Source organism: Inquilinus sp. YAF38 (genome assembly GCF_052113205.1).
In the GTDB taxonomy this organism is placed as follows: Bacteria; Pseudomonadota; Alphaproteobacteria; order DSM-16000; family Inquilinaceae; genus Inquilinus.
On sequence record NZ_JBFRCU010000010.1, the window covers coordinates 105592 to 132160 of the forward strand.

The following is a 26569-nucleotide window of genomic DNA, read 5'->3' on the forward strand; positions in this document are numbered from 1 at the left end:
GCGCGGGATAAAGCCAGACATAAACGGAAACGGGACCGCTTTTGGCGGTCCCGTCCCGGGAACTGCAAGGCTGCGGCGATCAGCCGCCGCTCTTCGGCGCCTGCTCCGACCCGCCGGCCGGAGCCGGCGCGGCACCGCCTGCCGGCGCCTCGCCCCCTGCGGGGGCAGCGCCGCCCGCGGGGGCGGCATCCGGGCTGGGCAGCGGCGCGGGCGTGTCGGCGTTGGTGCGCAGCCAGGCGATCAGGTCGGCGCGGTCCTTCTCGTTCTTCATCCCGGCATAGGTCATGGTCGTGCCCGGGATGTGCGCCTTCGGACCGGCCAGGAACTCGTTCAGCTCCTCATAGGTCCAGTGCGCGCCTTCCTCGTGCTTCTTCTTGATCGCGGCCGAGTAGTTGAAGTCGTCCTTGTGGCCCATCGGCGCGTCGACCAGGTTCCACTGGTTCGGACCGACCTTGTTGGCGCCGCCCTTCTCGAAGGTGTGGCAGGCGCTGCAGGCCTTGGACAGGGCCTGGCCCTTGGCCGGGTCGGCGGCGGCCAGCAGCGGTGCGATCGGCGGGATCGACGGCCCGGCCTGCTCGGCGCCGGCAGCCGGCGCAGCGGCAACCGCGCTGGTGTCGACCTTGAACGCGTTCTCGTGCAGCGGCTCCGGCGAGACCAGGATATCGGCCACGATGCCGGTCGCCATTCCGATGATGCCGGCCAGCAGGACAGCAGCGAATATTTTGTTGAATTCCATGCCGGATCTCACCTCGAAGCGCGACGGCAACCTCCCGGACGCACGACTCGATTCGACCGTGCGGGCCCGCGGGTCTTGTAGAGGCGTTACAATCGGTCTGGCAAGGGGCGATGTCCGGCTGCGACACCCTTTGCAGCAGGCGCGGGGAACGGCCATGCCGGCGGCTCCGGCGATCCGGGATTCGGGCCCGGTCTTGACGACGTCGCGGCAAGGGTGGATGACGCGGCATCATGACCTCGTCCAATCCCATCGTCGTCATTCCCGCGCGTCTGGCCGCGACCCGGCTGCCGAACAAGCCGCTGGCCGACATCCATGGCGAGCCGATGATCGTCCATGTCTGGCGCCGGTCGGTCGCGGCCGGCCTCGGCCCGGTGGTCGTGGCCTGCGGCGACCGGCCGATCGCCGACGTGATCGAGGCAGCCGGCGGCACCGCCGTGCTGACCGACCCGGACCTGCCCTCGGGCTCCGACCGCATCGCCCAGGCGCTGCGCAGCATCGACCCGGAGGGGCGCCACGACATCGTGGTCAACGTCCAGGGCGACCTGCCGACGCTGGACCCCGCCTTGCCGCGGGCGGCGATGGCGCTGCTGGACGACCCCGCGGTCGACATCGGCACGCTGGCCGCGGTGATCGTGCGCGAGGAGGAGAAGACCAACCCCGCCATCGTGAAGGCGATCGTCGAGCGGACGGAAGGCGCGCGGACCGGCCGGGCCTTCTACTTCACCCGCACCACGGCGCCGTCGGGCGAGGGGCCGCTGCTGCACCATATCGGCCTCTACGCCTATCGCCGGGCGGCGCTGGAGCGCTACGTCACGCTGCCGCCCTCGGCGCTGGAGCGGCGCGAGAAGCTGGAGCAGCTGCGGGCGCTGACCGCCGGGATGCGGATCGACGTCGCCATCGTCGACACCGTGCCGCTCGGCGTCGACACGCAGGAGGAGCTGGACCGCGCCCGGCGCCTGCTTGCCGAAGGAACTGCGCGATGAGGATCTCGTTCCAGGGCTGGCCCGGCGCCAATTCCGACATGGCGTCGCGCCAGGTCTTCCCGGATGCGGAGACGGTGCCGTGCCCGTCCTTCGAGGAGGCGCTGGCGGCGATCCATGACGGCCGGGCCGATGTCGGCATGATCCCGATCGAGAACTCGATCGCCGGCCGGGTCGCCGACATGCACCACCTGCTGCCGGAATCCGGGCTGCACATCATCGGCGAGCATTTCCTGCGGGTGAATCACCAGCTGGTCGCGCTGCCCGGCGCGGCGCTGGCCGATATCCGCGAGGTGCACAGCCATGTCCAGGCGCTCGGTCAGTGCCGGCAATGGCTGCGGGCCCGCGGGCTGAAGCCGGTGGTGCATGCCGACACCGCCGGCGCCGCGCGCATGGTGGCCGAACGCGGCGATCCCGGCATCGCCGCCATCTCCAGCCGCCTGGCGGCCGAGATCTACAAGCTGCAGATCCTCGCCGGCGACATCGAGGATGCCGAGCACAACACCACCCGCTTCGTCGTGCTGTCGCGCGACCCGGTCCGGCCGAAGCCGAACAACGGCCCGGTGATGACCAGCTTCGTGTTCGAGGTCCGGTCGGTGCCGGCGGCGCTGTACAAGGCCATGGGCGGCTTCGCCACCAACGGCGTCAACATCACCAAGCTCGAGAGCTACATGCTGGGCGGCCGGTTCAGCCAGACCCAGTTCTACGCCGATGTCGAGGGCCATCCCGACGACCAGGCGCTGCGCCTGGCGCTGGAGGAGCTGCAGTTCTTCACCCGCAACTTCCATATGCTCGGCGTCTACCCGGCCCATCCCTTCCGCCGCGACCCGAGCCAGATCGCCGCGGACGAGTGAGGGGCGACGTCGTCTTCATTTGGGCAGGCCGAGTTCATCATAGAGGAAGTCCTGGCTTCGGGCAGCGGAGGGGCCAGGGCTTGCCCGACCAGCCGCCGATGCCATGATCTCCGCGACAATGGCTCTGCGCTCCGCCGACGTCGGCTTTCTGGCCTCCGGCACCAGGCGAGCCACGGGGGCTGGCCGAACCGGGTCAGGACGATCTCCTCACCGGCTTCAGCGCGGCGCACCAGCGCAGAGAGTTGGGATTTTGGCTCTGCTGACGGGTATGCGCATGATGCCCTCGATGATCGACGCCTCGCCGCGTGACGGCTCGCCCGGGGCGATCGGCTGAAGCGACCAGCCACGTCAGCTGATTTTACTTATGTCATTGCCGGGCTTGACCCGGCAATCCAAGAGCCACCGAGAGCCGCTCTGAAAGCCCCTGGATCCTCGGGTCAAGCCCGAGGATGACAATAAAGTAGAATATCACCCAAGATAACACGGTGTAGTTGCGATTTCCCTCAGCCGGACACCCGTGGGTCAACCCCGGGCATGACAGATGGAAGGTGCAGGGCTATCCCTCCGCCAGCCAGTCCTCCAGCAGCCGCCGGGCGATGCTGTCGCGGCGGGGCAGGCGGAACGATTCGTCGTCGACATGACGGCGCAGCCAGTCGCGCTCGAACCAGGCAGCCGATTCCAGCTCGTCCTCGTCGACCTGGAGATCGGTGGTGACGGCGCGGCCGGTGAAGCCGACCATCAGCGACTGCGGGAACGGCCAGGGCTGGCTCGAGTGGTAGCGGACGTCGTCGACGACGATGCCGGCCTCCTCCAGCACCTCGCGCTTGACCGTGTCCTCCAGGCTCTCGCCCGGCTCGAGGAACCCGGCCAGCACCGAATGCATGCCCGGCGGCCAGGCCTTCTGGCGGCCCAGCAGCACCCGGTCGCCATCATGGATCAGCATGATCACCGCCGGGTCGGTGCGCGGGAAATGCTGGGTGCGGCAGTCCGGATTGGTGCAGTCGCGGYGGTGGCCGGCGTCGCTGCTGGCCGTCGCATGGCCGCAGACGCCGCAGAAGCGGTGGCGCGAATGCCACCACATCATGCCGCGGGCATAGGCCAGCAGGGCGCCCTCGTCATGCGGCAACAGCGGCCCGACCGCGCGCAGGTCCAGGAAGCTGCCCAGGCCGGCCAGCATCGGGTCGGCGGCCGGGTCGGCCAGGCCGCTGACATCGACGGCGAGATAGGTGACGTCGCCGTTGATGCCGAGCATCACGACCTCAGCCGCGGCCTCGCGCCACCAGGCCTCGGTGGCCGGCAGGGCGGCGGCATGCGGCGCCTCCGGCGGTCCGGCGATCAGGTTGCGGCCCTGCCAGACCGGCAGGATCCGGGTGTGCTCGCTGACGGTGACGCGGGCGATCCACTCGGCATCGCGGCGGAAGCGGCCGGCGCGGTCGAGCGACGGATGGACGTAGAAGTTCGGGCGCAGCATGGCGGGACACTGCCACGACCCCGATCCTCACGCCAGGGCCTGGAAAAGCAACTGTGCCATCCGGGAAGGACAGGTTAGATTGCATAAAATTGAAGGCCGACAGGACAACGGCCGGGTTCGACGACACGAAGGGGGTCACGTCATGAAGCTCTGCCGCCGGATCGGCCTCGGCATGCTTGCCGCCACGGCCATTGCCTTTGCCCTGCCGACCGCTGCCCAGGATTATCCGAACCGCGTCATCACCATGGTCGTGCCCTTCGCCGCCGGCGGGCCGACCGACACGGTGGCGCGGCTGATCGCCGAGCCGATGAGTAAGACGCTCGGCCAGCAGGTGATCGTCGAGAATGTCGGCGGCGCCGGCGGCACCATCGGCGCGTCCCGCGTCGCCAAGGCCGACCCCGACGGCTACACTATCCTGCTGCACCATATCGGCCAGGCCACCAGCGCCACGCTGTACCGCAACCTCGACTACAAGCCGGGCGACGCCTTCGCCGGCATCGGCCTGGTCACCGACGTGCCGATGACCTTCGTCGCCCGCGGCGACTTCGAAGCCAAGTCGATGCAGGAGCTGGTGGAATACGCCAAGGCCAACAAGGACAAGGTGACGATCGCCAATGCCGGCGTCGGCTCGGCTTCGCATCTCTGCGGCATGCTGTTCATGAATGCGATCGGCACGCAGCTGACGACCGTCGCCTACAAGGGCACCGGCCCGGCGATGAACGACCTGCTGGGCGGCGTGTTCGACTTCATGTGCGACCAGACCACCAACACCACCAGCCAGATCAAGGGCGGCAAGATCAAGGTCTACGCCGTCACCACCGAGAAGCGCGTGCCGTCGCTGCCCGATGTGCCGACCACCACCGAGGCCGGGCTGCCCGACTTCAGGATCGGCATCTGGCACGGGCTCTACGCGCCCAAGGGCACGCCGCAGCCGGTGGTCGACAAGCTCGAGGCCGCGCTGCAGGCCGCGCTGAAGGATCCGAACGTGGTCACCCGCTTCGCCGATCTCGGCACCGAGCCGGTGCCGCTCGACCAGGCCACCCCGGCGGCGCTTGATGCCTATCTCAAGGCCGAGATCGCCAAATGGGCGCCGGTGATCACGGCGGCCGGCGTCTACGCCGACTGAGCTCGCGTCTCCCGTTCCAACCCCGGACTCAGGAGTCGCGATGCGCCTCTCCATCCGTCATCCCAAGGACTTCTGGTCCGGGCTGATCTTCCTGGCCCTGGCGATCGGCTTCGGCTGGATGGCCCAGGGCTACTCCATGGGCCGCGCCATCAAGATGGGGCCGGGCTATTTCCCGACCGTGCTGGCCGGGATCCTGGCCCTGATCGGGCTGATCACCCTGGTGCGCTCCTTCGTGCTGGAGGGGGAGGGCGTCGGGCAATTGGCCTGGCGCGGTGGTGCGATCGTGCTGGCAGCGATGCTGCTGTTCGGGCTGCTGCTGCGCGGCGGCGGTCTGGTCGTCTCGGTGCTGGTGGTGGTCTTCGTCGGCGCCGCCGCCAGCGTCAAGTTCCGGGTGCCGGTCGCGGCGGCGGCGGCGGTGGTCATGGCCGCCTTCTGCGTCGCCGTCTTCGTCTGGGGGCTCGGCCTGCCGATCCCCCTCTTCGGCCGCTGGTTCGGGAACTGAGGCGACGATGGACCTTCTGAACAACCTGATCCTCGGCTTCAGCGTCGCCTTCACGCTGACCAACCTCAGCTACTGCTTCGTCGGCGTGCTGCTCGGCACGCTGGTCGGGGTGCTGCCGGGCCTCGGCCCGACCGCGACCATCGCCATGCTGCTGCCGGCCACCTTCGTGCTGCCGCCGATCGCCGCCCTGATCATGCTGGCCGGCATCTATTACGGCTCGCAATATGGCGGCTCGACGACGGCGATCCTGATCAACCTGCCGGGCGAATCGGCCTCGGTGGTCACCGCCATCGACGGCTATCAGATGGCCAAGCAGGGCCGGGCGGGCGCCGCCCTGGCCGCCGCCGGCATCGGCTCCTTCTTCGCCGGCACGGTGGCGACGTTCCTGATCGCTCTGTTCGCGCCGCCGCTGGCCGCCATCGCGCTCAAATTCGGCCCGGCCGAATACTTCTCGCTGATGATACTGGGCTTGGTCGCCTCGGTTGCCTTGGCGCATGGCTCGGTGCTGAAGGCGCTCGGCATGATCGCGCTCGGCCTGCTGCTCGGCATGGTCGGGCAGGATGTCGAGACCGGCACGCCGCGCTACACCTTCGGCATCCCAGAGCTGTCGCAGGGCATCAACTTCGTCGCCATCTCGATGGGCCTGTTCGGCATCGCCGAGATCATCCGCAACCTCGAGGCCGAGCATCTGCGCGACGTCATGGTCAGCAAGGTCTCGGGGCTGATGCCGACGCGGCAGGAGCTGCGCCGCATGGCCCMGGCGATCCTGCGCGGCACCGCGCTGGGCTCGATCCTTGGCATCCTGCCGGGCGGCGGGTCGATCCTGTCCTCTTTCGCCGCCTATTCGCTGGAGAAGAAGATCTCCCGCCGGCCGCAGGATTTCGGCAAGGGCGCGATCGAGGGCGTCGCCGGGCCGGAATCGGCCAACAACGCCGGCGCCCAGACCTCCTTCATCCCGATGCTGACGCTCGGCATCCCCCCGACGCCGGTCATGGCGCTGATGGTCGGCGCCATGATCATCAAGGGCATCCAGCCGGGCCCACTGGTGATGACCGAGCAGCCCGAACTGTTCTGGGGCCTGATCGCCTCGATGTGGATCGGCAACTTCTTCCTGATCGTGCTGAACCTGCCGCTGATCGGCATCTGGGTGCGGCTCTTGAAGGTGCCGTACCACCTGCTGTTCCCGGCGATCCTGGCGTTCTGCTGCATCGGCGTCTACAGCCTCAACAACAACGTCTTCGACGTCTATCTGACCGTGGTCTTCGGCCTGGTCGGGTACATCCTGGTGAAGCTGGACTGCGAGCCGGCGCCGCTGCTGCTCGGCTTCATCCTGGGGCCGATGATGGAGGAGAACCTGCGCCGCGCCATGCTGCTGGCGCGCGGCGACGTGACGGTCTTCGTCACCCGGCCGATCAGCGCCGTGCTGCTGGTGCTGACCTTGGGGGTGCTGGTGGTGATGATCAGCCCGGCAATCCGGCGCAAGCGCGAGGAGGCGTTCCAGGAGGAGCCGGGTTAGCGGCGCCTCCGCCACAACCTTCCATACCGAGAGGAAATGTCCGGCCATTCGGCTTGGTCGGGCGCCGGATTTCCGGTTATCTGAGAGACCGTCTTCCTGCTCAGCGGTGACGCATGACCTCGCCTGCCGATTTCTCCGCCGTCGATCTCGTCGCCCGCTACCGCGACCGCAGCCTGTCGCCGGTCGAGGTGGCCGAGGCGGTGCTGCAGCGGATCGAGGCCTGGGAGCCGAAGCTGCAGGCCCTGTGGGCGCTCGATGCGGCCGCTGCCCGCGCCGCCGCGGCGGATTCAGCCAGGCGCTGGGCCGACGGCCGGCCGCTGGGCCCGGTCGACGGCGTGCCGGTGACGATCAAGGAGAACATCGCGACGAAGGGCGTGCCGGTGCCGGTCGGCACCGCCGCGACGCTGCTGGTGCCGGCAGACGAGGATGCGCCGCCCGCGGCCCGGCTGCGCGAATCCGGCGCCGTGATCCTGGCGAAGACCACCATGCCGGATTTCGGCATGCTGTCCTCCGGCCTCTCCAGCTTCCACAAGCTGGCGCGCAACCCCTGGGACCTGTCGACCAATCCGGGTGGCTCCAGCGCCGGGGCGGGGGTGGCGGCCGCCGCCGGCTACGGGCCGATCCACATCGGCACCGATATCGGCGGGTCGATCCGGCTGCCGGCCGGCTGGTGCGGCATCGTCGGACTGAAGCCCAGCCTGGGGCGAATCCCGATCGACCCGCCCTATGTCGGCCGCGTCGCCGGGCCGATGACCCGCACCGTCGCCGACACGGTCCTGGCGATGTCGGTGCTGTCGCGGCCGGACGGGCGCGACGGCATGAGCCTGCCGCCAGCGGCGATCGACTGGTCCGACCTCACCATCGACCCGAAAGGGCTGCGCATCGGCCTGATGATGGAGATCGGCGCCGGCATGGCGCTGGACCCGGAGGTGGGGCAGGCGGTGACCGCCGCCGCCCGGCTGTTCGAGGCGGCCGGCGCCGTGGTCGAGCCGGTGCCGGCGATCCTGACCCGGGAGATGCTGGACGGGCTCGACGATTTCTGGCGGGCCCGGGCCTGGGACGATGTCGAGAAGCTGCCGGAGGAGGGCCGAGCGAAGATCCTGCCCTATATCCGCGCCTGGGCGGAATCGGGCGCGCAGCGCTCCGGCCTCGCCGTGATCCGCGGCTTCAACCAGACCATGGCGATCCGCAAGGCCGCGGCCAGAGTGTTCAGCTCATGGGACTTCGTGCTGTCGCCGACCGCGCCGGTCGCCCGCTTCCCGGCGGAGTGGGCGTCGCCGCTGAACGACCCGGGCAAGCCGTTCGAGCATATCGGCTACACTGTGGCCTGGAACATGTCGGAGCAGCCGGCGGTGTCGATCAACTGCGGCTATACGGCAGCGGGAGCACCGGTCGGGCTGCAGATCGTTGGCCGCCGCTTCGACGACCTCGGCGTGCTGCGCCTGGCCCAGGCCTATGAGGACCGCCGCGGCCCGCAGCGGCCCTGGCCGGTCTTGTAAGGCGCCGATTCCTGGAACATCCTGGAGCGGTCATCCGTTCCTACTGCCGGACATGCGGCCGGCGCCGCTGCCGGGCGGCCTGACGTCGAGAGGGGACATGGATCGGGCGGACCGTGAGATCGCCATGCTGGAGACCCTTGCGGCCAAGGGGCTGCCGAYGGCCGCGGTCGTCGGCAAGACCATGGTCCATGGCCAGCCGGCCATCATCTTCGAGCGGTATTCCGGCAGCAGCGCCGACATCGTGCGCAACCAGTCGGTCGTCGACGACCGGCTGCTGAGCGAGACCAGCGTGGCCAGCCTGTCGCGCATCCGGGCGGTCATGCTGGAGACGCCGATCGCCGTGGGCCGGCTCAACCTCCTGATCCGGTCGGACGGGGCGGTCGTTCTGTCGGATCCCGGCGCGGTGTGGGAAGGCCGGCCGCCGCCGCAGGATCAGGTCGCGCTGATCGACCTGCTGCTCGCGGCGGCGCAGGCCAAGGTCGGGCGGCCATAGTCACCGGCCTCGCGCCGGTGGCCTGAGGGCCGTCTTTCGGTTCCGGCTCGTCCTTTTTTGGGGAGGGGGCGCTGTCATGGTCTTGCCTGCAGAGCGTTACGGCGGCTTGCCGCCCGTGCGGCGCGCGGAGCGCCCCCAGCAGAACAGCCCGGTCCGCTTCGCGGATGTGGTCGACGCCGTCCGCAAGGAAGGCGACCCCGCATCGGGAACCCAGGGCGCCGCTGCGCAAGCTCGCCCCGAAGATCCACCGAAGCCGCCGCCGGGGCTGACGGACCCGGCCAAGACCATTGCCGATGACCGGCGCCGCAGCATCGACGACTGGGTCGGCGGCGCGGATGACAGCTTCTGGCCCTGGAAGGACGATTCCCACGACAAGGTTGCGCATGCGCTGCGCGGAAACTCCGAGCTCGGCGGGCTGACCGGGGACGAACGGCGCTATCTGGTCGACAGGGCGCTCGACAAATGGGTCCGCGAGGGCGAGACCTACTCCTCGCCGCGGGACCTGGCGCGGGACGTCCGCGGCGACGGGACCCTGGGGCCGCTGGTGGCCGAGCGCTGCGCCGTCAAGGCCGCGGCCCTAGAGGCGGAGCAGCGCCGCAAGCCGCCGTCGGACCGCAATGGGGATGCGGTCGACATCGGCGGCGCCGCCATCGTCGCGCTGCATGTCGAGCCGGGCCGTAAGACCGACGCGGCGCAGCAGGCCGCCCTGCGGCAGCTGGTCGAGAAGCTGGGGCCGTCCAAGGCGGCAGGGCTGGCGGAATCGCTGTCCTCGCCCGGTCTCGAGACCGAATATGCGTCGGCGACGCTCGAGGCCCTCAACGCCGGGCCGTTCACCGACAGCGGCTGGGCCTTCGCCACCAGCGCCTTCTCGACCACCCAGGAGCAGCGCTACGGCCAAGGCACGGACCTGTCGATGCCGATGGCCAAGGCCCTCGCCCGCGGGCTGTTCCCGCAGGATTCGCAGCGGCAGCAGCAGGAGGCGCAGCGGATTGGCGACCTGCTGTCGACGCCGATCGGCCGGTCGCTGCTGACGCCGCCGAACGCCGTTCTCGGCGAGGACAAGGTCGGGCCGGAGCGCCGGGCCCAGGCGCTGGCCGTGGTGCTGCAGACTCCGGAGATCACGGCCGCCCGCCTGTCGCGCGACGGCTTCGATCCCTGGGCCAGCCCGCTGATCGCCACCCCGATCGCCCAGGACAGCGCGGACCGGGCGCTCGCGGCCAGCCGGCAGACTCCCGAAGCGGCCGCCGACCGCCTCGGCGGCGGCAGCGGTGTCGGCATCCCGGAGGAGCTGCACGGCACCCAGCTCGACAACCGGGTCGGCCAGGCGATGAACCTGCCGCCCGAAGGCGTCTCCGCCGACACGCCGCCGGACAAGCTGAAGCAGCTGACGGACGCGGCCGCCCGGGGCGAGCATTCCTTCTATACCACCGGCGACAACGCCGAGACGGTGCGGAAGATCACCGCCACGATCCGGGATCTGGGCGGCGACACCGCCCGGGTCACGGTGCTGCCGATCCAGTATTCCAGCCGCCAGACCGGGCCGGTGCAACTGCCGCTCTTCCGGGTCGAGGGGAAGGACGGCAAGGCCTGGTTCGTCGACAATCTGGGCGCGCGGTACGACAGCTTCGGCAAATGGACCGAGAAGAACCAGCTGCCGCCCGGAAACGTCACCTATCCCAAGGGCGGCGAGCTGAAGCCGGGTCCGGACGGCAAGGTGGCGCTGGACAGCCGCAACACGCCGAAGACGCCGGACACGATCGGCGAACAGCTGCTGGAGGCCGGCGACATGTTCGCCCTGGTCGGCGGCCTGCTGGCCGGCGGGGCGATGATGATCGGCAGCGGGGGCACCGCCGCCCCGGTGGTGATGATCGCCGCCGGAGCGTGGACCGTGGGCCGCGGCGCGCAGACCCTGGCCGAGCGCGGCGACATCGGCCTGCCCAACGATCTCGGCGATCCGCAGGCGAGGGCCGCCTATTTCAACATCGCGGCCGGCGTGCTGAGCGGTCTCCCGCTCGGCCGCGCCGCCTTCCTGGCCCGGACCGGCCAGGACGTGACCATGCCCGGGGTCTGGGCCGTCGCCAACGGCACCGCGATCGGGGCGGATACGGCGGCCGCCGGCAACACCGGATACACCCTGGTCAAGGACTGGAACGACCTCGACCCGGCCCAGCGCTTCGAGATGGGGCTGGGCATGGCGTTCTGGACCGTCTCGGCCGGTGCCATGGCGCGGCAGGCATTCCAGCCGCGCACCGGCGCGCCAGCCGACCCGCCCGGATCGACCTCGCGGCCCGACGGCGAAGCGACACCGTCCGACCCGTCCGCATCGGCTCCACGTCCGGAGGGAGAGGCGCCGCCGCCCACGCCGCCCGGCGACGGGGCCCGGGGCGGCCGGGTTCCATCCCGGACGCTCGACCTGCGTCCCGGGGAGGACGGCAGCTCCCCCCGAACGCAGAAGGTGCCGTTCCCCCGGGTCGACATGGACCGGATCTGGGTCGGTGGCCGCCTGCCGGCGGATGACGGCAGCATCGGGCGCGCCCGGCTCCGGTCGCTCGATGGGCTTCTCCGCGACAAGAACATCAAGTCCGTCAACGTCGCTCACCTCGCCGCCGCCGATGACGCCGGCCATGTGGTGGACGCCGCGGGCAACCGGTTCACTGTTCCGGAGCTGTTCACGAAATCGCTGCTCGAGCGGGAGTATGCGGACCATCCGATCGTCCTGAACATCGCGCAGCCGAGCGCCGAAGCGAATGCCTTCGCGCAACGCGTGGCCGACTATAGCGGCGTCGATGTCTATGTGACCGGGTCGCGAGACCGCAATTTGTGGAACGTCTTCCATCGGAAGACCACGCCCCAGGGGCCGAGCGGCAGGATCGAGGTCGAGAACGGACGGACATTCTCGGTCGATGACCAGGGCCGGCGCCGGGCGATCGATCCCGAGACCAATCTCGGTAAGGTCCTCGGGACCGGGGTCGAGAAGACCGCCTTCGCCTTCGGCGACGACCATGTGATCGTCGTCTACAAGGATCTGGAGCCCGAGGTGCCCCGGCCGGGCGAAGCCTATTCCGACCCCGAGCATCAGCAGGCCACTCTTGCCAAGCTCGACCGCCTCGGCTTCCCGATCGCGAGGAACCAGGCCGAGTTCGACTTCAACGGACAGAAGGCCTTCCTGCAGGACCGCTATGTCGCCAACGACCGGGATCTCGACACCCGGATGGATGCCAGCGGTCAGCCGCTCAGCGTCACGCTGCTGAACCAGAACAGCATCTCGAGCCTGAAGGCGATCCGCAGTCTGCTGATCGAAAAGGATGTCGCCATCGCCGACCTGCAGTTCCTGATCGACAAGGATGGCCGCTTCGTCATTGCCGACCCGGTCGGCATGAAGCAGGGGTTGGACGATGATGGCCGACGCCAGCAGGCCACCAATCTGCGGGAGATCGACGACCTCATCGATACGGCCGAGGTCAATCTCAGCCAACCGCCGAACTAGGCCAGGCTGGTCGGCTTCACCCGGCCGAAGGGGATGACGACCGCCTTGGCGACGAGCTTGCGCCGCAGCGCCAGCCGGACGATGCCGGTCGCGACCAGGCCGAAGAAAAAGGCCGGGACCACCGACACGCTGAGACGAGCCGCCATCGATGCAACCTCCGAGACCACCGGCGGACGCCCCTTCGCCGGGATAGCTGGCTCAGCGGTTGCGGCCAACGGCCACCGAAAGCGGTCGCATAGAGATTGATAATCACTCTCATATCGTTCATTGAATTGACTGACGTAACCATCATTCCGGATCTGCCTCCATGATCTCCCGGCGCTCCCTCGGCCTCGCGGCCGCCCTTCTGTTCGCCACCGCCGCGGCGTCGGCGGCCGAGACCCGGACGGTGGAGGACGTCGCCGGCCGCAGCGTGCAGGTCCCGGCCGAGGCGAAGCGGATCATCCTGGGCGAGGGGCGGCAGATCTATCTGCTGGCGGCGCTCGACACCGAGGCGCCGTTCCAGCGCGTCGTCGGCTGGCGCGACGATCTCGAGAAGGCCGACCGCGACGGCTATGAGATCTATCGCGAAAAGTACCCCTTCATCGCCGACCTGCCGCGCTTCGGCGGCGCCAAGGAGGGCACCTTCGACGTCGAGCAGGCGCTGTCGCTGCATCCCGACCTGGTGGTGATGAACCTCGAATCGAAGCTGGCGACCGACGAGGGCGGGCTGATCGACAAGCTCGCCGCCGTCGGCATCCCGGTGGTGTTCATCGATTTCCGCGAGCGGCCCTTCGAGAATGCGGAGAAGAGCATCCGCATCCTCGGCCAGGTGATCGGGCGCGGGCAGCGGGCGGAAGAGGTGATCGCCTTCCGCCGCGCCGAGATCGAGAAGGTTACCGCCCGGCTCGCATCCTATGCCGGGCCGCGGCCGCAGGTGATGATCGACCGCGCCGGCGGCTACAGCGACGAATRCTGCATGTCCTTCGGCGACGAGAATTTCGGCCGGATGATCTCGGTCGCCGGCGGCGACAACATCGCCCGCGACCTGATCCCCGGCACCTTCGGCACGCTGAACCCGGAGCAGATCGTCGCGTCGAAGCCGGATGTGGTGATCGTCACCGGCAGCAACTGGACGCTGTACGAGACCGCCGGCGCCTGGGTCGGCGTCGGCCCCGGCGCCGACCGCGACGTCAGCCGCGCGCGGCTGCAGGCGCTGATGCAGCGCCCGGCCTTCACCACCATCCCGGCGACTGAGACCGGCCGGGTGCACGCGATCTGGCACCAGTTCTACGACAGCCCCTACCAGTTCGTGGCGATCCAGGCACTGGCGAAATGGCTGCATCCGGAGCTGTTTGCCGATCTCGACCCGGACGCCACCTTCCGCACCTTTCACGAACGCTTCCTGCCGGTGGAGTACCGGCCGGGCTATTGGGTCTCGCTGACGCCGGGATGAGGGCCGATAATCCTATGACGATCGCCCCATGTCATGAAAACGCCACCGGCCGCCCGTAGATTGCATGGCAGGGAGAATATAAGGCTGAAGTGCCGGAGCGTGCCACGGCCGCCCAGGGCGGCATCGAATCGAGGAGGGTTGAGCTCATGCCGGGACCCGTCACACCCGAATTCGTCGTCAACACCTGGAACGGCGCCTGGCAGGACAATCCGGATGTCACGACGCTGGCCAACGGCAATGTCGTCGTCATCTGGGACTCGCCGTATCTGGACGAGGATGTCCAATACGCCGCGGCTCAGGTGTTCCGCCCCGATGGCACGCCGGTCGGCAACGAGAAGATCCTGTCGGACCTCGCGCTCATCGCCAACCATGCCCGGATCGAGGCGCTCGCGGGCGGCGGCTTCGCGGCGGTGTGGGAAGGCAGCCCCGATTCGGTCCTGGAGCGGGCCGACATCTACACCGCCGTCTATGACGACAACGGCAACCGCGTCAGCGCGATCCAGAAGGTCAACCAGCCCACCGACGACTATTACTTCGCCCCCGAGATCGTCTCCCGCGCGAATGGCGGCTACACCGTCATCTGGTCGCGGGAAGGGACCGCCGACGGCGAGCCGGCGTTTCATGGCGACAACTCCTTCGCCCGGAGCTTTTCGGCGGCCGGTTTGCCCATCGACGCCGTGTTCCAGCTCAACCAGCGGACCTTCGGCGACCAGCACGACGTGCGGGCGACGCAGCTCTCCAACGGCAATATCGTCACCATCTGGGAAAGCGAATACGGCAGCCAGAGCCCGTACGGAATCCCATCGGATCTGCGCGCGCGCATCCTCGGCCCCGACGGCCGGCCGGTCACGGCGGAACTCGGTCTGGCACCCGAGACCGACGGTCCCAACCAAGGCTTCGCGCTCGCCAGCACGGATATTTCCGTCGCGGCGCTCACCGGCGGCCGCTTCGTCGCGACCTGGGTGGAGACGGTTCTCGACGCCCAGCCGGACGGCGACACCGCCTTCCGTCTCTACGGCCGGATCTTCTCGGCCGACGGCCGGCCCGAGACGGCGACGTTCCAGATCAACACCTTCGACGGCGAGATCCCGGACCATTCGAGCGTGGTCGGCCTGGCGGGCGGCGGCTTCGCCGTGGTCTGGGACCAGTGGCCGCCGGACGCATGGCCGCTTCCGGACCAGCATTTCAAGGAGGTGTTCGGCCAGTACTTCTTCGAGGACGGGCGCAAGGTCGGCGGCAACTTCCTGATCAACCAGTCCTATGTCGGCAACCAGGAATGGCCGTCGGTCACGGCGCTGGAGACCGGCGGGTTCTTCGTGGCCTATGAGAGCGAGGATCTCGACGGCGACGACGACGGGATCGGCGGCCGCGTGTTCTCCGGCGTCACGGTCGCGACGCTGACCGGCTCCGCTGCCGCCGATCTGCTGCAAGGCGGCAGCGGCAGCGAGCGCATCTTGGGCCTCGCCGGCAACGATCAGCTGGTCGGGAATAGCGGCGACGATATCCTGACGGGTGACGGCGGCAACGACGTGCTTCCTGGCGGCGCCGGGGCCGACTGGCTCGATGGCGGCGCCGGCAGCGACACCGTCAGCTACTACACCGCCACGGTCGGCGTGACGGTGGATCTCGCCACCGGCAAGGGCACCGGCGGCGAGGCCCAGGGTGACCGGCTGGTCTCGATCGAGAATGTTTCGGGCAGCCAGGCCGGCGACACCCTCACCGGCAACGCCGGCGCCAACACCCTGCAGGGCTGGAACGGCAACGACGTGCTCCGCGGCGGCGCCGGGGCCGACCGGCTCGATGGCGGCGTGGGCATCGACACGGCCAGCTACTACACCGGCACGGTTGGAATCTCGGTGGATCTCTCCACTGGCCAGGGCGCCGGCGGCGAGGCCCAGGGCGACAGGCTGGCCTCGATCGAGAATGTCTCGGGCGGCCAGGCCAGCGACACCCTCGCCGGCAATGCCGGCGCCAACACGCTGCAAGGCTGGAACGGCAGCGACGTGCTCCGCGGCGGCGCCGGGGCGGATCGCCTCGACGGTGGCGCCGGCATCGACACCGCGACCTATTGGGGCGAGACAACCGGCGTGACGGTGAATCTCGCCACCGGCACGGGCACCGGCGGCAACGCCCAGGGCGACATCCTGATCGGGATCGAGAACGTCAACGGCGGCAAGGCCGGGGACACCCTGATCGGCAGCGCCGGCGCCAATGCGCTCAACGGCTATGACGGCAGCGACGTGCTCCGCGGCGGCGCCGGCAAGGACACGCTGACCGGCGGCAGCGGCGGCGACCGCTTCGCCTTCGCCGCGACGGGCGACAGCGTCACGGGCGCCAACGCCGACCGGATCACCGACTTCAGCCGGGCCCAGGGCGACCGGATCGATCTGTCAGCGCTCGACGCCAATTCGGCCGCCACCGGCAACCAGGCCTTCAGCTTCATCGGCAGCGGTGCCTTCACCCATCATGCGGGCCAACTGCGCGCCGCCGTCACCGGCCCCGGCGTCACGACCATCGCCGGTGATGTCAACGGCGACGGCGTCTCCGATTTCCACATCCAGCTCACCGGTGCCGTCGGCCTCGTCGCCGCCGACTTTGTGCTGTAGCACCGGGCATCGGTGCCGCGGCCGCAGGTGATGATTGACCGCACCGGCGGCAACAGCGGCGAATGCTGCATGTTCCGCACCTTCCACGAGCATTTCCTGCCGGCGGAGGACCGGCCGGCTATTGGGTCTCGCTCACGCCGGGGTGAGGGTGGTCGGTTCCGCTTCTAGCATCGGGGGCTGGGGGWGGGGCGGGTCTGCACCCCCCTGCTCGCCGCCTTCCCGAAGACCTTTCACCGGGCCCGGCTCGCCGCCGCCTTGGCCAGCGGCCTGGGGCTGGAGGATGCCATCCGGCGCGGGAATGCCGCCGCCGGCCGCCTGGTGTCGCTCGGAGACGAGGAGCGGGACGCCCGCTTCGGCGCGGCTGGTCCGCAGGCGGCGGGCTGATGCAGACCCGGTCCACTGGGTTCGAGACCTGCACGCAATGATCAGCCCGACGTTTTTCGAGAGCCGGATGACTGTTGATCAGCGGCATGCTCGCCCTCGGATGGCTGTGTCGCCGCAACCTGCACGCGCATACCGTCGCGTATGTTCACGGGCGGGTTCAGGACCACCTGATCGCCGTCGTTCAGCCCGGCCCGGATGTCGAGGCTGGCGCCGTTATCGGCCAGCACGTCGAGATGGTGCAACTGCAGTGCTCCGTTCGAGTACACGGCGGCCGAAAGTCCGTGCTCGTCGAAGATGACCGCCTGCGACGGCAGCACGATCACGGGGCTGGGCCGCGGGATCGCCAGCCGGACGACGCAGTACAACCCGGCGGTGAGTGCCCCATCGGAGTTGTCGACATCGACCTCGGCCAGCAGCGTCCTGGTGCCTGGCTGCAAAGAGCCGGCGGTGCGGGCGACGCGGCCATGGAAGACCCGGCCGGGCAGCTGCGGCACCGTCACCTCGGCATCCTCACCATCCTTGAGCGCGAAGTAGTCCTCCTGCGGCACGAAGATCTGAATCCGCAGCGTGCTGGTCTGCACCAGCGACAGCAGCGGTGTGCCGGAGGCACTATCCGCGGTCACGAGTGTGCCGACGTCGAAGTTGCGGCTGGCGACAACCCCGTCGAACGGGGCCACCACCCTCTCGAAGCCGGTCAACTGCTGGAGCCGCGCTACATCGGCCTGCTGGGCGACGATACTGGCTTGGGCCGCGGCGACGGCTGCGGTGGTGGCGGCCTGGCTGGAGCTGTCGGTGTCGCCCTGCTCCTTGCTGGCCCAGCCCTGCTGCACCAGCCGCGTGGTGCGCTGGTTGGTGACCACCGCGAGGTGCTCATTGGCCCGGTCCTGCGCCAGGGTCGCCTGGGTCTGGGCAAGCTGCGCCGTCGCCTGGCCCAGTTGCTGGTCCAGATCAGGCGCCGCGATCACGGCCATGACGTCGCCCGCCTTGACATGGCTGCCGATGTCGACGTTGCGGGTGGCGATGTAACCGGTCGCGCGGGCGTTCACCACGGTGCTGGTGAAGGCGTCGGTGGTGCCCGGCAGCTCGTCGATCTTCGGGCCCTGCACCATGGTAACGGCGACCGTGCGAACGATCGGCCGATCGTCACGGATCTCGTTGCGCACGGTCGTCGCCTGGGCGTCGAGCACGCTGCGACTCCACAGGCCAAAGCCGACCGCCCCGCCGATCGCGACGATCGACGTCAGCCCGAGGAMTCGCGCGATCCGCCGCCGCCCTGGTGTCGGGCCAGCCGGAGGAGCGGTGTTCTGCTCCGTGTGGCCGGTGGGGCTGTCGATGGGACGGTGGTCCAAGATGGTCACTCCGCGACGGGGGAGAGGGGCCGCTGCCGCCTGGATCCCAGGCCGGCGATCAGGGCGTAGAGGAAGGGCACGAACAGAAGTGTGGTCAGGGTGCCGGCGCTGACGCCGCCGATCACGGCCCGGGCCAGGGCAGCGTTCTGCTCCTCGCCGGGGCCGCCGATCGCCATCGGCAGCATGCCGACGACCATGGCCGCCGCAGTCATCAGCACCGGCCGCAGCCGGGTGACGCCCGCGGAAAGCGCGGCCTCGAAGGGCGGGTGCCCGGCCCGGCTCTGATCGCGGGCGAAGGTGACCAGCAGGATCGAGTTCGCCGAGGCCACGCCCACCGCCATGATCGCGCCCATCAGCGACGGCACGCTCAAACTGGTGCCGGTCACGAACAGCATCAGGATGATGCCGCTCATGGCGCCGGGCAGGGCCAGCAGCACCGCCAGCGGGTCGCGGAAGCTCTGATAGTTCACCACCATCAACAGGTACACGGCTATGGCGGCGAAGGTCAGGCCGAGGCCGAGATCCCGGAAGGCGGAGTCCATGCTGCTGATCTGGCCGCGGATCGCGATGGTGTTGCCGGGCTGCAGGGTCTTCTGCGCATCGCCGACCATGGACCGGATCTGGGTTGCCACTCGGCCGAGGTCCTTCGCGTCGACGCTGGCGTAGACGTCGTAGACCTCCTGGATGTTGCTTTGGTTGAACACCGACTGCACCCCGGCGCGGTGCGGCGCCGCGATGTTGCCCAGCAAGTTCGGCACCACGCCGCCATCCGCGGTGGTGGCGGCGCCGATCGGCGTGTTGTTCAGGTCGTTCAGGCTGGCGACGCGGTACTCCGGCGTCTGGACGGCGAGGTAGTAGGCGATGCCCGTCGTCGGGTCGGTCCAGAAGTTCGGCTGCACCTGGGTCGACGAGCTGAGGCTGATGTTCACGTCATTGGCCACCTGGGTCATGTTCAGCCCCAGCTGCTGCGCCCGGGTGCGGTCGACCGTGTAGTCGAGCTCCGGCGCCTTCAGTTCCTGCTGCACATGCACGTCGACCAGGCCGGGGATGGCGGCCAGCCGGTCGCGCAGCGTCTGGGCCATGGCCTGGTTGCCGGCGACGTTGCGGCCGGCGATCTGCACGTCGATCTGGCTCGGCACGCCGAAGTTCAGCACCTGGGTGACGATGTCCGACGGCTGGACGTAGAACAGCGCATCCGGGAACTGGACCGGCAGCTGGCGCCGCAGCGCCTGGACGTACTGCTCGGTCGGCCGGTGGCCGGGGTTGAGCTGGAGCTGGATCACGCCGTCATTGGGGCCGATCTCGGTGCCGTCGGTGAAGGCCAGGTTGTAGGAGCGCTGCGGCAGGCCGATGTTGTCGATCACCAGGCCGAGATCCTGCTGCGGGATCTGCCCCCGGATCACGTCCTCGATCCGGCTGAACTCCTCGGCGGCGGTCTCGATCCGGGTGCGTGGCGGCAGGCGGACGTGCAACTGGATCATGCCGGCGTCGACCGCGGGGAAGAAATCGTGCCCCAGCATGGTGAACAGCCCGCCGGCGCCCGCCAGCACCGCCAGCGCGACGCCCAGCGTGATCGCGCGGCGGCGGATGATGYCGGCCAGCAGCCAGGCGTAGAACTCGCGGAACCGGTTGAACTGGCGGTCGAAGGCCGCATGGGCGCGGGACAGCGCCGTGGTCTTGCCGGCCTCGCGCCGGCTGTGCTCGCCGCGCAGCAGCAGCCGGATGATGATCGGCGTCAGCGTGCGCGACAGGCCGTAGGAGGCGATCATGGCGAAGACCACGGCCAAGGCCAGCGGCGTGAAGATGTAGCGGATCGCGCCCTGCATGAAGAACACGGCAACGAAGACGCAGCAGATCGCAGAGGTCGAGATCAGGGTCGGCAGGGCGATGCCGGCCGCGCCCTCCAGCACCGCGTCGTCGAAGGGCCTTCGCTCCTCCAGCATGCGGTAGGTGTTCTCGATCGTCACCGTGCTGTCGTCGACCAGGATGCCGACCGCCAGCGCCATGCCGCCGAGTGTCATGATGTTGAGCGTTTCGCCGAGCGCCGACAGCACCGCGATCGAGGTCAGGATCGACAGCGGGATCGACACCATGACGACGATGGTCGCCCGCCAGGACCCGAGGAAGATGAGGATCATCAGCGCGGTCAGGCCAGCCGCGATGGCGCCTTCCCGCAGCACGCTGTCGATCGAATCCTGGACGAAGGTCGACTGATCGAACAGCAGGCCGATCTTGAGGCCGGGCGGCGCCGCCGCCTGAATCGCCGGCAGCGCGGCCTTGACCCGGTTGACGACGTCGAGCGTCGAGGCATCGCCATTCTTGATGATGGTCAGCAGCACGGAGCGCTGGCCGTTGGCCCGGACGATGTTCGACTGCACCTGCCAGCCGTTGTGGACATGCGCCACATCATGCAGGAACACCGTCGTGGCGCCGGTCTGGCGGATCGGCACATCCTCGAGCGCGTCCAGCGTCGGCGCCATGCCGTTCAGATGGACGATGAACTGCTGGGTGCCCAGCTTGGCGTCGCCCGCGGGCAGCGTCAGCGACTGGGCATTGACTGCGTTGACCACGTCCGCAGGGGTAATGCCATAGGCGCGCAGCTTGTCGGGGTCGAGATCGACCATGATCTCGCGATAACGGCCACCGGACGGTGTCGGCAGGGTGATGCCGGGGATCGGCGCCAGGGCCTGGCGCATCTGATACAGGCCGTAATCGTAGAGCTGCTGCTCGTTCAGCGTGTCCGAGGTCAGGCTGAGCTGCAGCACCGGCACGCTGGTGGCGTTGAACTGCACCACGACCGGCGGCTGGATGCCGGTCGGCATCAACGCCCTTGCGGTGTTCGTCGCCGACACGATCTGGCTGATCGCCAGATCGATGTTCACGTTCGGCTGAAAATAGATCTTGGTGACGGAGAGACCTTCCAGTGTCTGGCTCTCCATGTTGCGGATATTGCTGACGTTCGAGCTGATGTAATATTCGCCGTAGGTGGTGACGCGCTGCTCCATCTCCTGCGGTGTCAGGCCGGTGTACTGCCAGATCACCGTCACCACCGGCACGTTGACGGATGGCAGCACGTCGCGGGGCGTCACGACAATGGCGCTGATGCCGAGAAGCAGGGCCAGGAGGGCTATGACGTAGAAGGTGTAGGGATAGCGCAGGGCGAAGCGGACGATACCCACGGCCAGGAATCCTCGGATCGAGCTGCGGTGCCGCGGCACCAGCAGGAAGGGCAACGCGGCCGGGATGGTCGCGCTGGGCTCGAAACCCGCTGCCGCCCTGCCGGCACCGATCGATCGGCGGCGTGCTGTCCGGTCATGCCGGCACAGCTGTGCCGACCTCCGGTCAAACGAGGCGAAGCGAATTCGTGATGGTGCCTTGGGCGTTGGTCACCCGTGCCGGGCCCGGCACGTCCGCGGGCATCGGAGCCAGCTCMCCCTTCCGGAACTGGTCGGTGCCGCTGCGGCTGTGACCTTGCTCATATGTGGTGCCTCGGTTCGCCCGTCCCTGTGTTTTTGTCCATTCAGCCATGCGGAAGATCATCATGGACCTCGGGCGGAAGCTTGGCGGGAAGTATTCGTCGCTAAGCTGGTAAGACGAGAGCGGAGACATCGTCCAAGCGGAGGCGTCGGCACCGCAACCGCCGGGTCAGCCGCGCCGTGCCGGGCTGACCTCCGGCTGCGCCGGACCAGCTTCTCGGCGCCCTTGTCGGCTGCGAGGACTCCAAAGATGCGAGCATCGGAAATCAGCAGAAGCGCTCGATCTTCGACTGATCCCAGCGGCGCAACATCGCACTGCCCACGGATGCATTGGAAGCGGGTCGAGCGGTGCAAATATAGCAGACATGAACACATGGATCCGTCTGGCGCTGGCCGCCAGCCTGACCATTGCGACCGCACCGGCCGCCATGGCGCAATGCATCGTCAGCCAGAATGCCGTCGGCACGTCCTGCGCCGACGGTATCGGTTCGCGGCCGCTCGTCGGTCACTCCACGCGGCCGCATATGAGGATCACGCCGCCGCCGCAGCCGGCGCCATTTCGGGCGACTCCGATCCCGGCCCCGCGCCAGGCGCAAACCATGGGGGCGCCGAACACCTCGCTGATGCCGAATACGTCGCTGCCAGGTGGCCTGTAACGCGTTCGCGGCGGCGTATCCGACCTCCATATCGTGCTGAACGGCACCGTCGGCCTCGTCGTCGCCGATTTCATTCTGTAGCGCCTCGCCTCCGTSCGACCGGCACATCTGGCTCATCCTGGAAGGGGCAGCATAGCTGGCTGGGTGTCCGGGTCGGAGCTAAAGCAAAAAATCCGCCGCGGTCAGAGTGTGGTCGGAATAGACCGTGATGATCGAATCCTGGGTCTTATCGCCGCTAACGTCGAGATAGACGCCCTGTCGGCCGTCGCCGAAATCGACCACCCGCAGCTCGCCCGCCGTACCGGTGAAGCCGCCGGTGCCGAAGGTGAAGGCGGTGTCGCCATTGGCCGCGCTGCCGTCGGCGTCGATGCCGGAGAGGTCGATCCGGTCGCCGGTGGTGAAATCCGTGATCGCGTCCTTGCCCGACGCGGCCACGGTGCTGTCGGCAATGGCGCTGTAGACGAAGATGTCGTTGCCGGCGCCGCCCTTGAGCGTGTCGGCTCCGGCCCCGCCGGCGATCACATCGTTTCCGGCGCCGCCCCAGAGGGTGTTGTTGCCGGCGTCGCCGCCCAGATTGTCGGCGAAGGCGGAGCCGACCACCTGCTCGACCCCGGTCAGCGCGTCGCCCTCGGCGTCGCCGCCGAAGCCCGTACCGGCCTGGAGGCTGATGGTCACGGCTCCGGCAGAACCGCTGTAGGACGCGGTGTCGACGCCGGCCCCGCCGGCGATGATGTCGGCCCCAGCCCCGGCCTCGATGGTGTCGTTGCCATCGCCGCCATCGATCCGATCGTTGCCCGCCCCGCCGACGAGCCGGTCGTCGCCGGCGCCGCCATCGAGCACATTGGCACCCGTGCTGCCGGTGAGGCGGTCGCCGAAGGCGGAGCCGGTGAGGGACTCGATCAACTGCAGCGTGTCGCCTTCAGCATCTCCGCCGACACCGGTGCCGGCCGCGAGATTGACCGTCACGGCCGCGGTGGAGAGGTTGTAATCGGCGAGGTCGGTGCCGACCCCACCATTGAGGGCGTCGGCACCGGTGCCGCCGACGAGCTGGTCGTCGCCGTCCGACCCGTTCAGGGCATCATTGCCGGCATCGCCGGCGAGACGGTCGGCGCCGGCGCCGGCATTGACGAGGTCGTCGCCCCCTGCGGCCGACAGGACATCGTCGCCGTCCCAGCCCCAGAGCTGGTTGTTGCCCGCGTCGCCCCGCAGCACGTCGGCGAAGTTGCTGCCGTTGAGATACTCAATGCCCGAATACATGTCCCCGGCGGCATGGCCGCCGATCCCGGCAGCGCCGGATTCGAGGTCGATGGTCACGCCAGCCGGCGAGTCGAAGTAATCGACGAAATCGTTGCCGCTGCCGCCATTGAGCATGTCGGCACCGACGCCGCCGTTGAGGGTGTCATTACCGTCATCGCCGTTAAGGGTATCGTTGCCCTCCCCGCCGCCGAGAACGTCCTGGTCCGCCCCACCGTGAAGAGCATCGTCCCCGGCATCTCCGGTGACGAGGTCGTCCCCGTCGTCGCCATTGACCGTGTCATTGCCGCCGGCGCCATTGAGCACATCGTTGCCGCCCAGCCCGCTGACCGTGTCGGCATCGGCCGTGCCGGGGTAGAAATCGGCACCCGCAGTGCCGGTGAAATTCGCCATCCTGATGATCTCCGCAACGATTCGCGACCCGCGACGGCGTCACGGGTCTGCATGAAATCGGAATGGGGGTGAGATGCTTTGGAGCGCCGGGTGACCGACGCCACCGGCCCAGGCACATCAGCCTGCCGGTCGAGAGCTATGACCTCCGCAGCAGCATCTCCGGATGAGAGAAAACGCGACCTTGGCACCGGAATCCAGCGGAAATCGCTCCGGCACCGCCTCCGCTGATCGCTCCTAGGAGACGCCTTGTCAGGCTATTGACAGGCCGGCAGGAGCGAGTCCAGTGTCTGTCCACAAAATGGATAGAACGTCCACAATATGGACAAACTGGAGGAAAGCGTCATGCCTGCCGACGCCGACACCAAGCGGATGCCCTACCAGTATCCGAACCCGCCCGAGGCACTGCGGGACATCGTCGTGCCCCATGCCGTGCCGCAGGACGAGCGGGTCTGGGTGCCGCAGGCCGAGAATGTCTGGTTCCGGCCGCTCTGCCTCAACATCTCGAGCGGTTACTGGATGAACCTGCTGCGGGTTCGCAAGGCCGGCGTGCTCAGCCGCCACCGCCATCCCGGTCCGGTGCACGGCTTCGTGCTGAAGGGCAGTTGGCGCTACCTGGAGCATGATTGGGTCGCCACCGAGGGCAGCTACGTGTTCGAGCCGCCGGGCGAGACCCACACCCTGGTGGTCGACGAGCATGTCGAGGAGATGATCACCTTTTTCCAGGTCAACGGCGTCATGTACTACGTCGACCCCTGGGGCAAGCACATCGGCTACGAGGACGTGTTCACCAAGCTGGACATGTGCCGCAAGCACTACACCGAAGTGGGCCTGGGCGTGGATTACGTCGATCAGTTCCTGCGCTGATCGCGCCGCCCGAGAAGCCAGAAAATCCCGAGTTCCGAGGAAATCGTCTCATGTCATCCGGCAAGCCGCCGCGGATCCGCCGGATCCAGTGGATCGCCGTCGCCTTCCTGACCGCGGCCGGCATCGTCAACTATCTCGACCGCAGCACCCTCTCGATCGCCAATCACGACATCTCCGGCGAGCTCGGCCTGTCCGGCACGCAGATGGGGCTGCTGCTCTCCGCCTTCTCCTGGGCCTATGCCTTCTCGCAGCTGCCGGTCGGGGCGATGCTCGACCGCTTCGGCGCCCGCATCATGCTCAGCGCCGGCATGTTCTTCTGGTCGCTGGCGCAGCTGGCCGGCGGGCTGGCGCAGTCGCTGGGCCAGCTGATCGGCACCCGGGCCGTGCTCGGAATCGGCGAGGCGCCGCAATTCCCGGCCGGGGCCAAGGTGATCAGCGAATGGTTCCTGCTGCGCGAGCGCGGCGTGCCGACCGGGATCTTCGTCGCCTCCTCCTGCATCGGCCCCGCCATCGCGCCGCCGATCCTGACCGCGATCATGCTGGGCTTCGGCTGGCGCCCGATGTTTGTCCTGATGGGCGTGCTGGGCCTGATCGTCGCCATCGGCTGGTATCTGATCTACCGCAACCGCAGCGAGACGCCGCTGAGCGAGGCCGAACGCTCCTTCCTGGACGATGAACGCCCGGCGCAGCCCAGGCCGCGGCAGAGCTTCGCCGACTGGGCCGGCCTGTTCGGCAATCTCACCACCTGGGGCATGGTCATCGGCTTCATGGGCGTGGTCTACATGGTCTGGCTGTACCTGACCTGGCTGCCCGGTTATCTGGAGCATGAGCGGCATCTCAGCATCGCCCGCACCGGCTGGGTGGTGGTCATCCCCTACATCTTCGGCGCGCTCGGCATGCTGTGCTCCGGCAAGGTGGCGGATGTCCTCCTGGCCCGCGGCGTCGGGGCGATCGCCAGCCGCAAATGGCCCATGGCGGCGGGGCTGGTCGGCGGCGCGGTCTTCACCCTGCCGGCGGCCTATACGCCGAGCCTGACCCTGGCCGTGGTCTACATCTCGCTGGCCATGTTCTGCATCAACTACGCCAGCTCGACCGCCTGGATGCTGGTCACCGCCGCGGCGCCGTCGCGCCAGGTGGCATCGCTCGGCAGCATCCAGAATTTCGGCGGCTATTTCGCCGGCTCCTTCGCGCCGATCGTCACCGGCTTCGTGCTCGACCAGACCGGCTCCTTCGTCAATGCGCTGCTGATCAGCGCCGCCGTCGCCTGCGTCGGCGCGCTGGCGCTGGTGGTGCTGGTGCGGAAGCCGATCGAGGATCGGGCGGCGGCAACCCCGGAGGGGAGTTTCGCATGACCTTCCAGCCCGACCTTTTCGCCGGCCGCACGGCGCTCGTCTCCGGCGGCACCCAGGGCATCGGCGCCGCCATCGCGGCCGAGCTGGCGCGGCTGGGGGCGACCGTGACTGCCGCCGGCTTGGCCCCGGCCGCGGG

General features: G+C 68.8%; 20 protein-coding genes. 14 read left to right on the forward strand and 6 right to left on the reverse strand.

Going from position 1 to position 26569, the window contains the following annotated elements; genetic code table 11:
• Positions 1–79 precede the first annotated feature (79 nt).
• Complete coding sequence (locus AB4Z01_RS06980; RefSeq protein WP_441691944.1) at positions 80–736, reverse strand: c-type cytochrome; 657 nt, start codon at positions 734–736, stop codon at positions 80–82.
• 230 nt (positions 737–966) lie between these two features.
• On the opposite strand from AB4Z01_RS06980, the gene AB4Z01_RS06985 reads away from it, so the two are divergent.
• Both AB4Z01_RS06985 and AB4Z01_RS06990 read left to right on the forward strand, forming a co-directional pair.
• Positions 967–1719: a 3-deoxy-manno-octulosonate cytidylyltransferase gene (locus tag AB4Z01_RS06985; protein ID WP_441691945.1), complete on the forward strand. Its 753-nt coding sequence runs from the start codon at positions 967–969 to the stop codon at positions 1717–1719.
• Complete coding sequence (locus AB4Z01_RS06990; protein ID WP_441691947.1) at positions 1716–2570, forward strand: prephenate dehydratase; 855 nt, start codon at positions 1716–1718, stop codon at positions 2568–2570. The genes AB4Z01_RS06985 and AB4Z01_RS06990 overlap by 4 nt, the downstream gene beginning before the upstream one ends.
• 556 nt (positions 2571–3126) lie before the next feature.
• Here the strand turns inward: AB4Z01_RS06990 and nudC are convergent.
• Complete coding sequence (gene nudC / locus AB4Z01_RS06995) at positions 3127–4041, reverse strand: NAD(+) diphosphatase (RefSeq protein WP_441691948.1); 915 nt, start codon at positions 4039–4041, stop codon at positions 3127–3129.
• 142 nt (positions 4042–4183) lie between these two features.
• Here nudC and AB4Z01_RS07000 point away from each other — a divergent pair, with 142 nt between their 5' ends.
• The 6 genes from AB4Z01_RS07000 to AB4Z01_RS07025 all read left to right on the forward strand — a co-directional run bounded on the left by AB4Z01_RS07000 (position 4184) and on the right by AB4Z01_RS07025 (position 12664).
• Complete coding sequence (locus AB4Z01_RS07000; RefSeq protein WP_441691949.1) at positions 4184–5167, forward strand: tripartite tricarboxylate transporter substrate binding protein BugD; 984 nt, start codon at positions 4184–4186, stop codon at positions 5165–5167.
• 40 nt (positions 5168–5207) lie between these two features.
• Entirely contained in the window at positions 5208–5669 is a 462-nt protein-coding gene (locus AB4Z01_RS07005) for a tripartite tricarboxylate transporter TctB family protein (protein ID WP_441691950.1), read from the forward strand.
• A 7-nt stretch (positions 5670–5676) separates the two neighbouring features.
• Positions 5677–7185 carry a tripartite tricarboxylate transporter permease gene (locus tag AB4Z01_RS07010; RefSeq protein ID WP_441691952.1) on the forward strand — a complete coding sequence of 503 codons (1509 nt, stop codon included), beginning with the start codon at positions 5677–5679 and terminating at the stop codon, positions 7183–7185.
• Between the two features lie 113 nt (positions 7186–7298).
• Positions 7299–8684: an amidase gene (locus tag AB4Z01_RS07015; RefSeq protein WP_441691954.1), complete on the forward strand. Its 1386-nt coding sequence runs from the start codon at positions 7299–7301 to the stop codon at positions 8682–8684.
• Positions 8685–8781: 97 nt separating this feature from the next.
• Entirely contained in the window at positions 8782–9177 is a 396-nt protein-coding gene (locus AB4Z01_RS07020) for a hypothetical protein (protein WP_441691955.1), read from the forward strand.
• Positions 9178–9253: 76 nt separating this feature from the next.
• Entirely contained in the window at positions 9254–12664 is a 3411-nt protein-coding gene (locus AB4Z01_RS07025; protein ID WP_441691957.1) for a DUF4781 domain-containing protein, read from the forward strand.
• On the opposite strand, the gene AB4Z01_RS07030 is transcribed toward AB4Z01_RS07025, so the two are convergent.
• Positions 12661–12810 carry a hypothetical protein gene (locus AB4Z01_RS07030; RefSeq protein WP_441691959.1) on the reverse strand — a complete coding sequence of 50 codons (150 nt, stop codon included), beginning with the start codon at positions 12808–12810 and terminating at the stop codon, positions 12661–12663. The genes AB4Z01_RS07025 and AB4Z01_RS07030 overlap by 4 nt on opposite strands.
• Positions 12811–12971: 161 nt before the next feature.
• On the opposite strand from AB4Z01_RS07030, the gene AB4Z01_RS07035 reads away from it, so the two are divergent.
• The 3 genes from AB4Z01_RS07035 to AB4Z01_RS07045 all read left to right on the forward strand — a co-directional run bounded on the left by AB4Z01_RS07035 (position 12972) and on the right by AB4Z01_RS07045 (position 17089).
• Positions 12972–14099, forward strand: a complete 1128-nt coding sequence (locus tag AB4Z01_RS07035; protein ID WP_441691960.1) for an ABC transporter substrate-binding protein — start codon at positions 12972–12974, stop codon at positions 14097–14099.
• Positions 14100–14245: 146 nt separating this feature from the next.
• Positions 14246–16705 carry a calcium-binding protein gene (locus AB4Z01_RS07040; protein ID WP_441691961.1) on the forward strand — a complete coding sequence of 820 codons (2460 nt, stop codon included), beginning with the start codon at positions 14246–14248 and terminating at the stop codon, positions 16703–16705.
• 255 nt (positions 16706–16960) lie between these two features.
• Positions 16961–17089: a hypothetical protein gene (locus AB4Z01_RS07045; protein WP_441691963.1), complete on the forward strand. Its 129-nt coding sequence runs from the start codon at positions 16961–16963 to the stop codon at positions 17087–17089.
• Between the two features lie 41 nt (positions 17090–17130).
• Here the strand turns inward: AB4Z01_RS07045 and AB4Z01_RS07050 are convergent, their stop codons facing one another.
• A complete protein-coding gene (locus AB4Z01_RS07050) occupies positions 17131–18438 on the reverse strand; it encodes an efflux RND transporter periplasmic adaptor subunit (protein WP_441691965.1) in 1308 nt (435 codons plus the stop codon).
• A 5-nt stretch (positions 18439–18443) separates the two neighbouring features.
• Positions 18444–21617, reverse strand: a complete 3174-nt coding sequence (locus AB4Z01_RS07055) for an efflux RND transporter permease subunit (RefSeq protein WP_441691967.1) — start codon at positions 21615–21617, stop codon at positions 18444–18446.
• A 662-nt stretch (positions 21618–22279) separates the two neighbouring features.
• On the opposite strand from AB4Z01_RS07055, the gene AB4Z01_RS07060 reads away from it, so the two are divergent.
• A complete protein-coding gene (locus AB4Z01_RS07060; RefSeq protein ID WP_441691968.1) occupies positions 22280–22570 on the forward strand; it encodes a hypothetical protein in 291 nt (96 codons plus the stop codon).
• A gap of 159 nt (positions 22571–22729) precedes the next feature.
• On the opposite strand, the gene AB4Z01_RS07065 is transcribed toward AB4Z01_RS07060, so the two are convergent.
• Positions 22730–24217, reverse strand: a complete 1488-nt coding sequence (locus tag AB4Z01_RS07065; protein ID WP_441691970.1) for a calcium-binding protein — start codon at positions 24215–24217, stop codon at positions 22730–22732.
• Positions 24218–24559: 342 nt separating this feature from the next.
• Here AB4Z01_RS07065 and AB4Z01_RS07070 point away from each other — a divergent pair, with 342 nt between their 5' ends.
• A complete protein-coding gene (locus AB4Z01_RS07070) occupies positions 24560–25081 on the forward strand; it encodes a 2,4'-dihydroxyacetophenone dioxygenase family protein (protein WP_441691972.1) in 522 nt (173 codons plus the stop codon).
• Between the two features lie 50 nt (positions 25082–25131).
• Positions 25132–26433, forward strand: coding sequence for an MFS transporter (locus AB4Z01_RS07075; RefSeq protein WP_441691974.1), 1302 nt, complete (start codon positions 25132–25134; stop codon positions 26431–26433).
• Positions 26434–26569 lie beyond the last annotated feature (136 nt).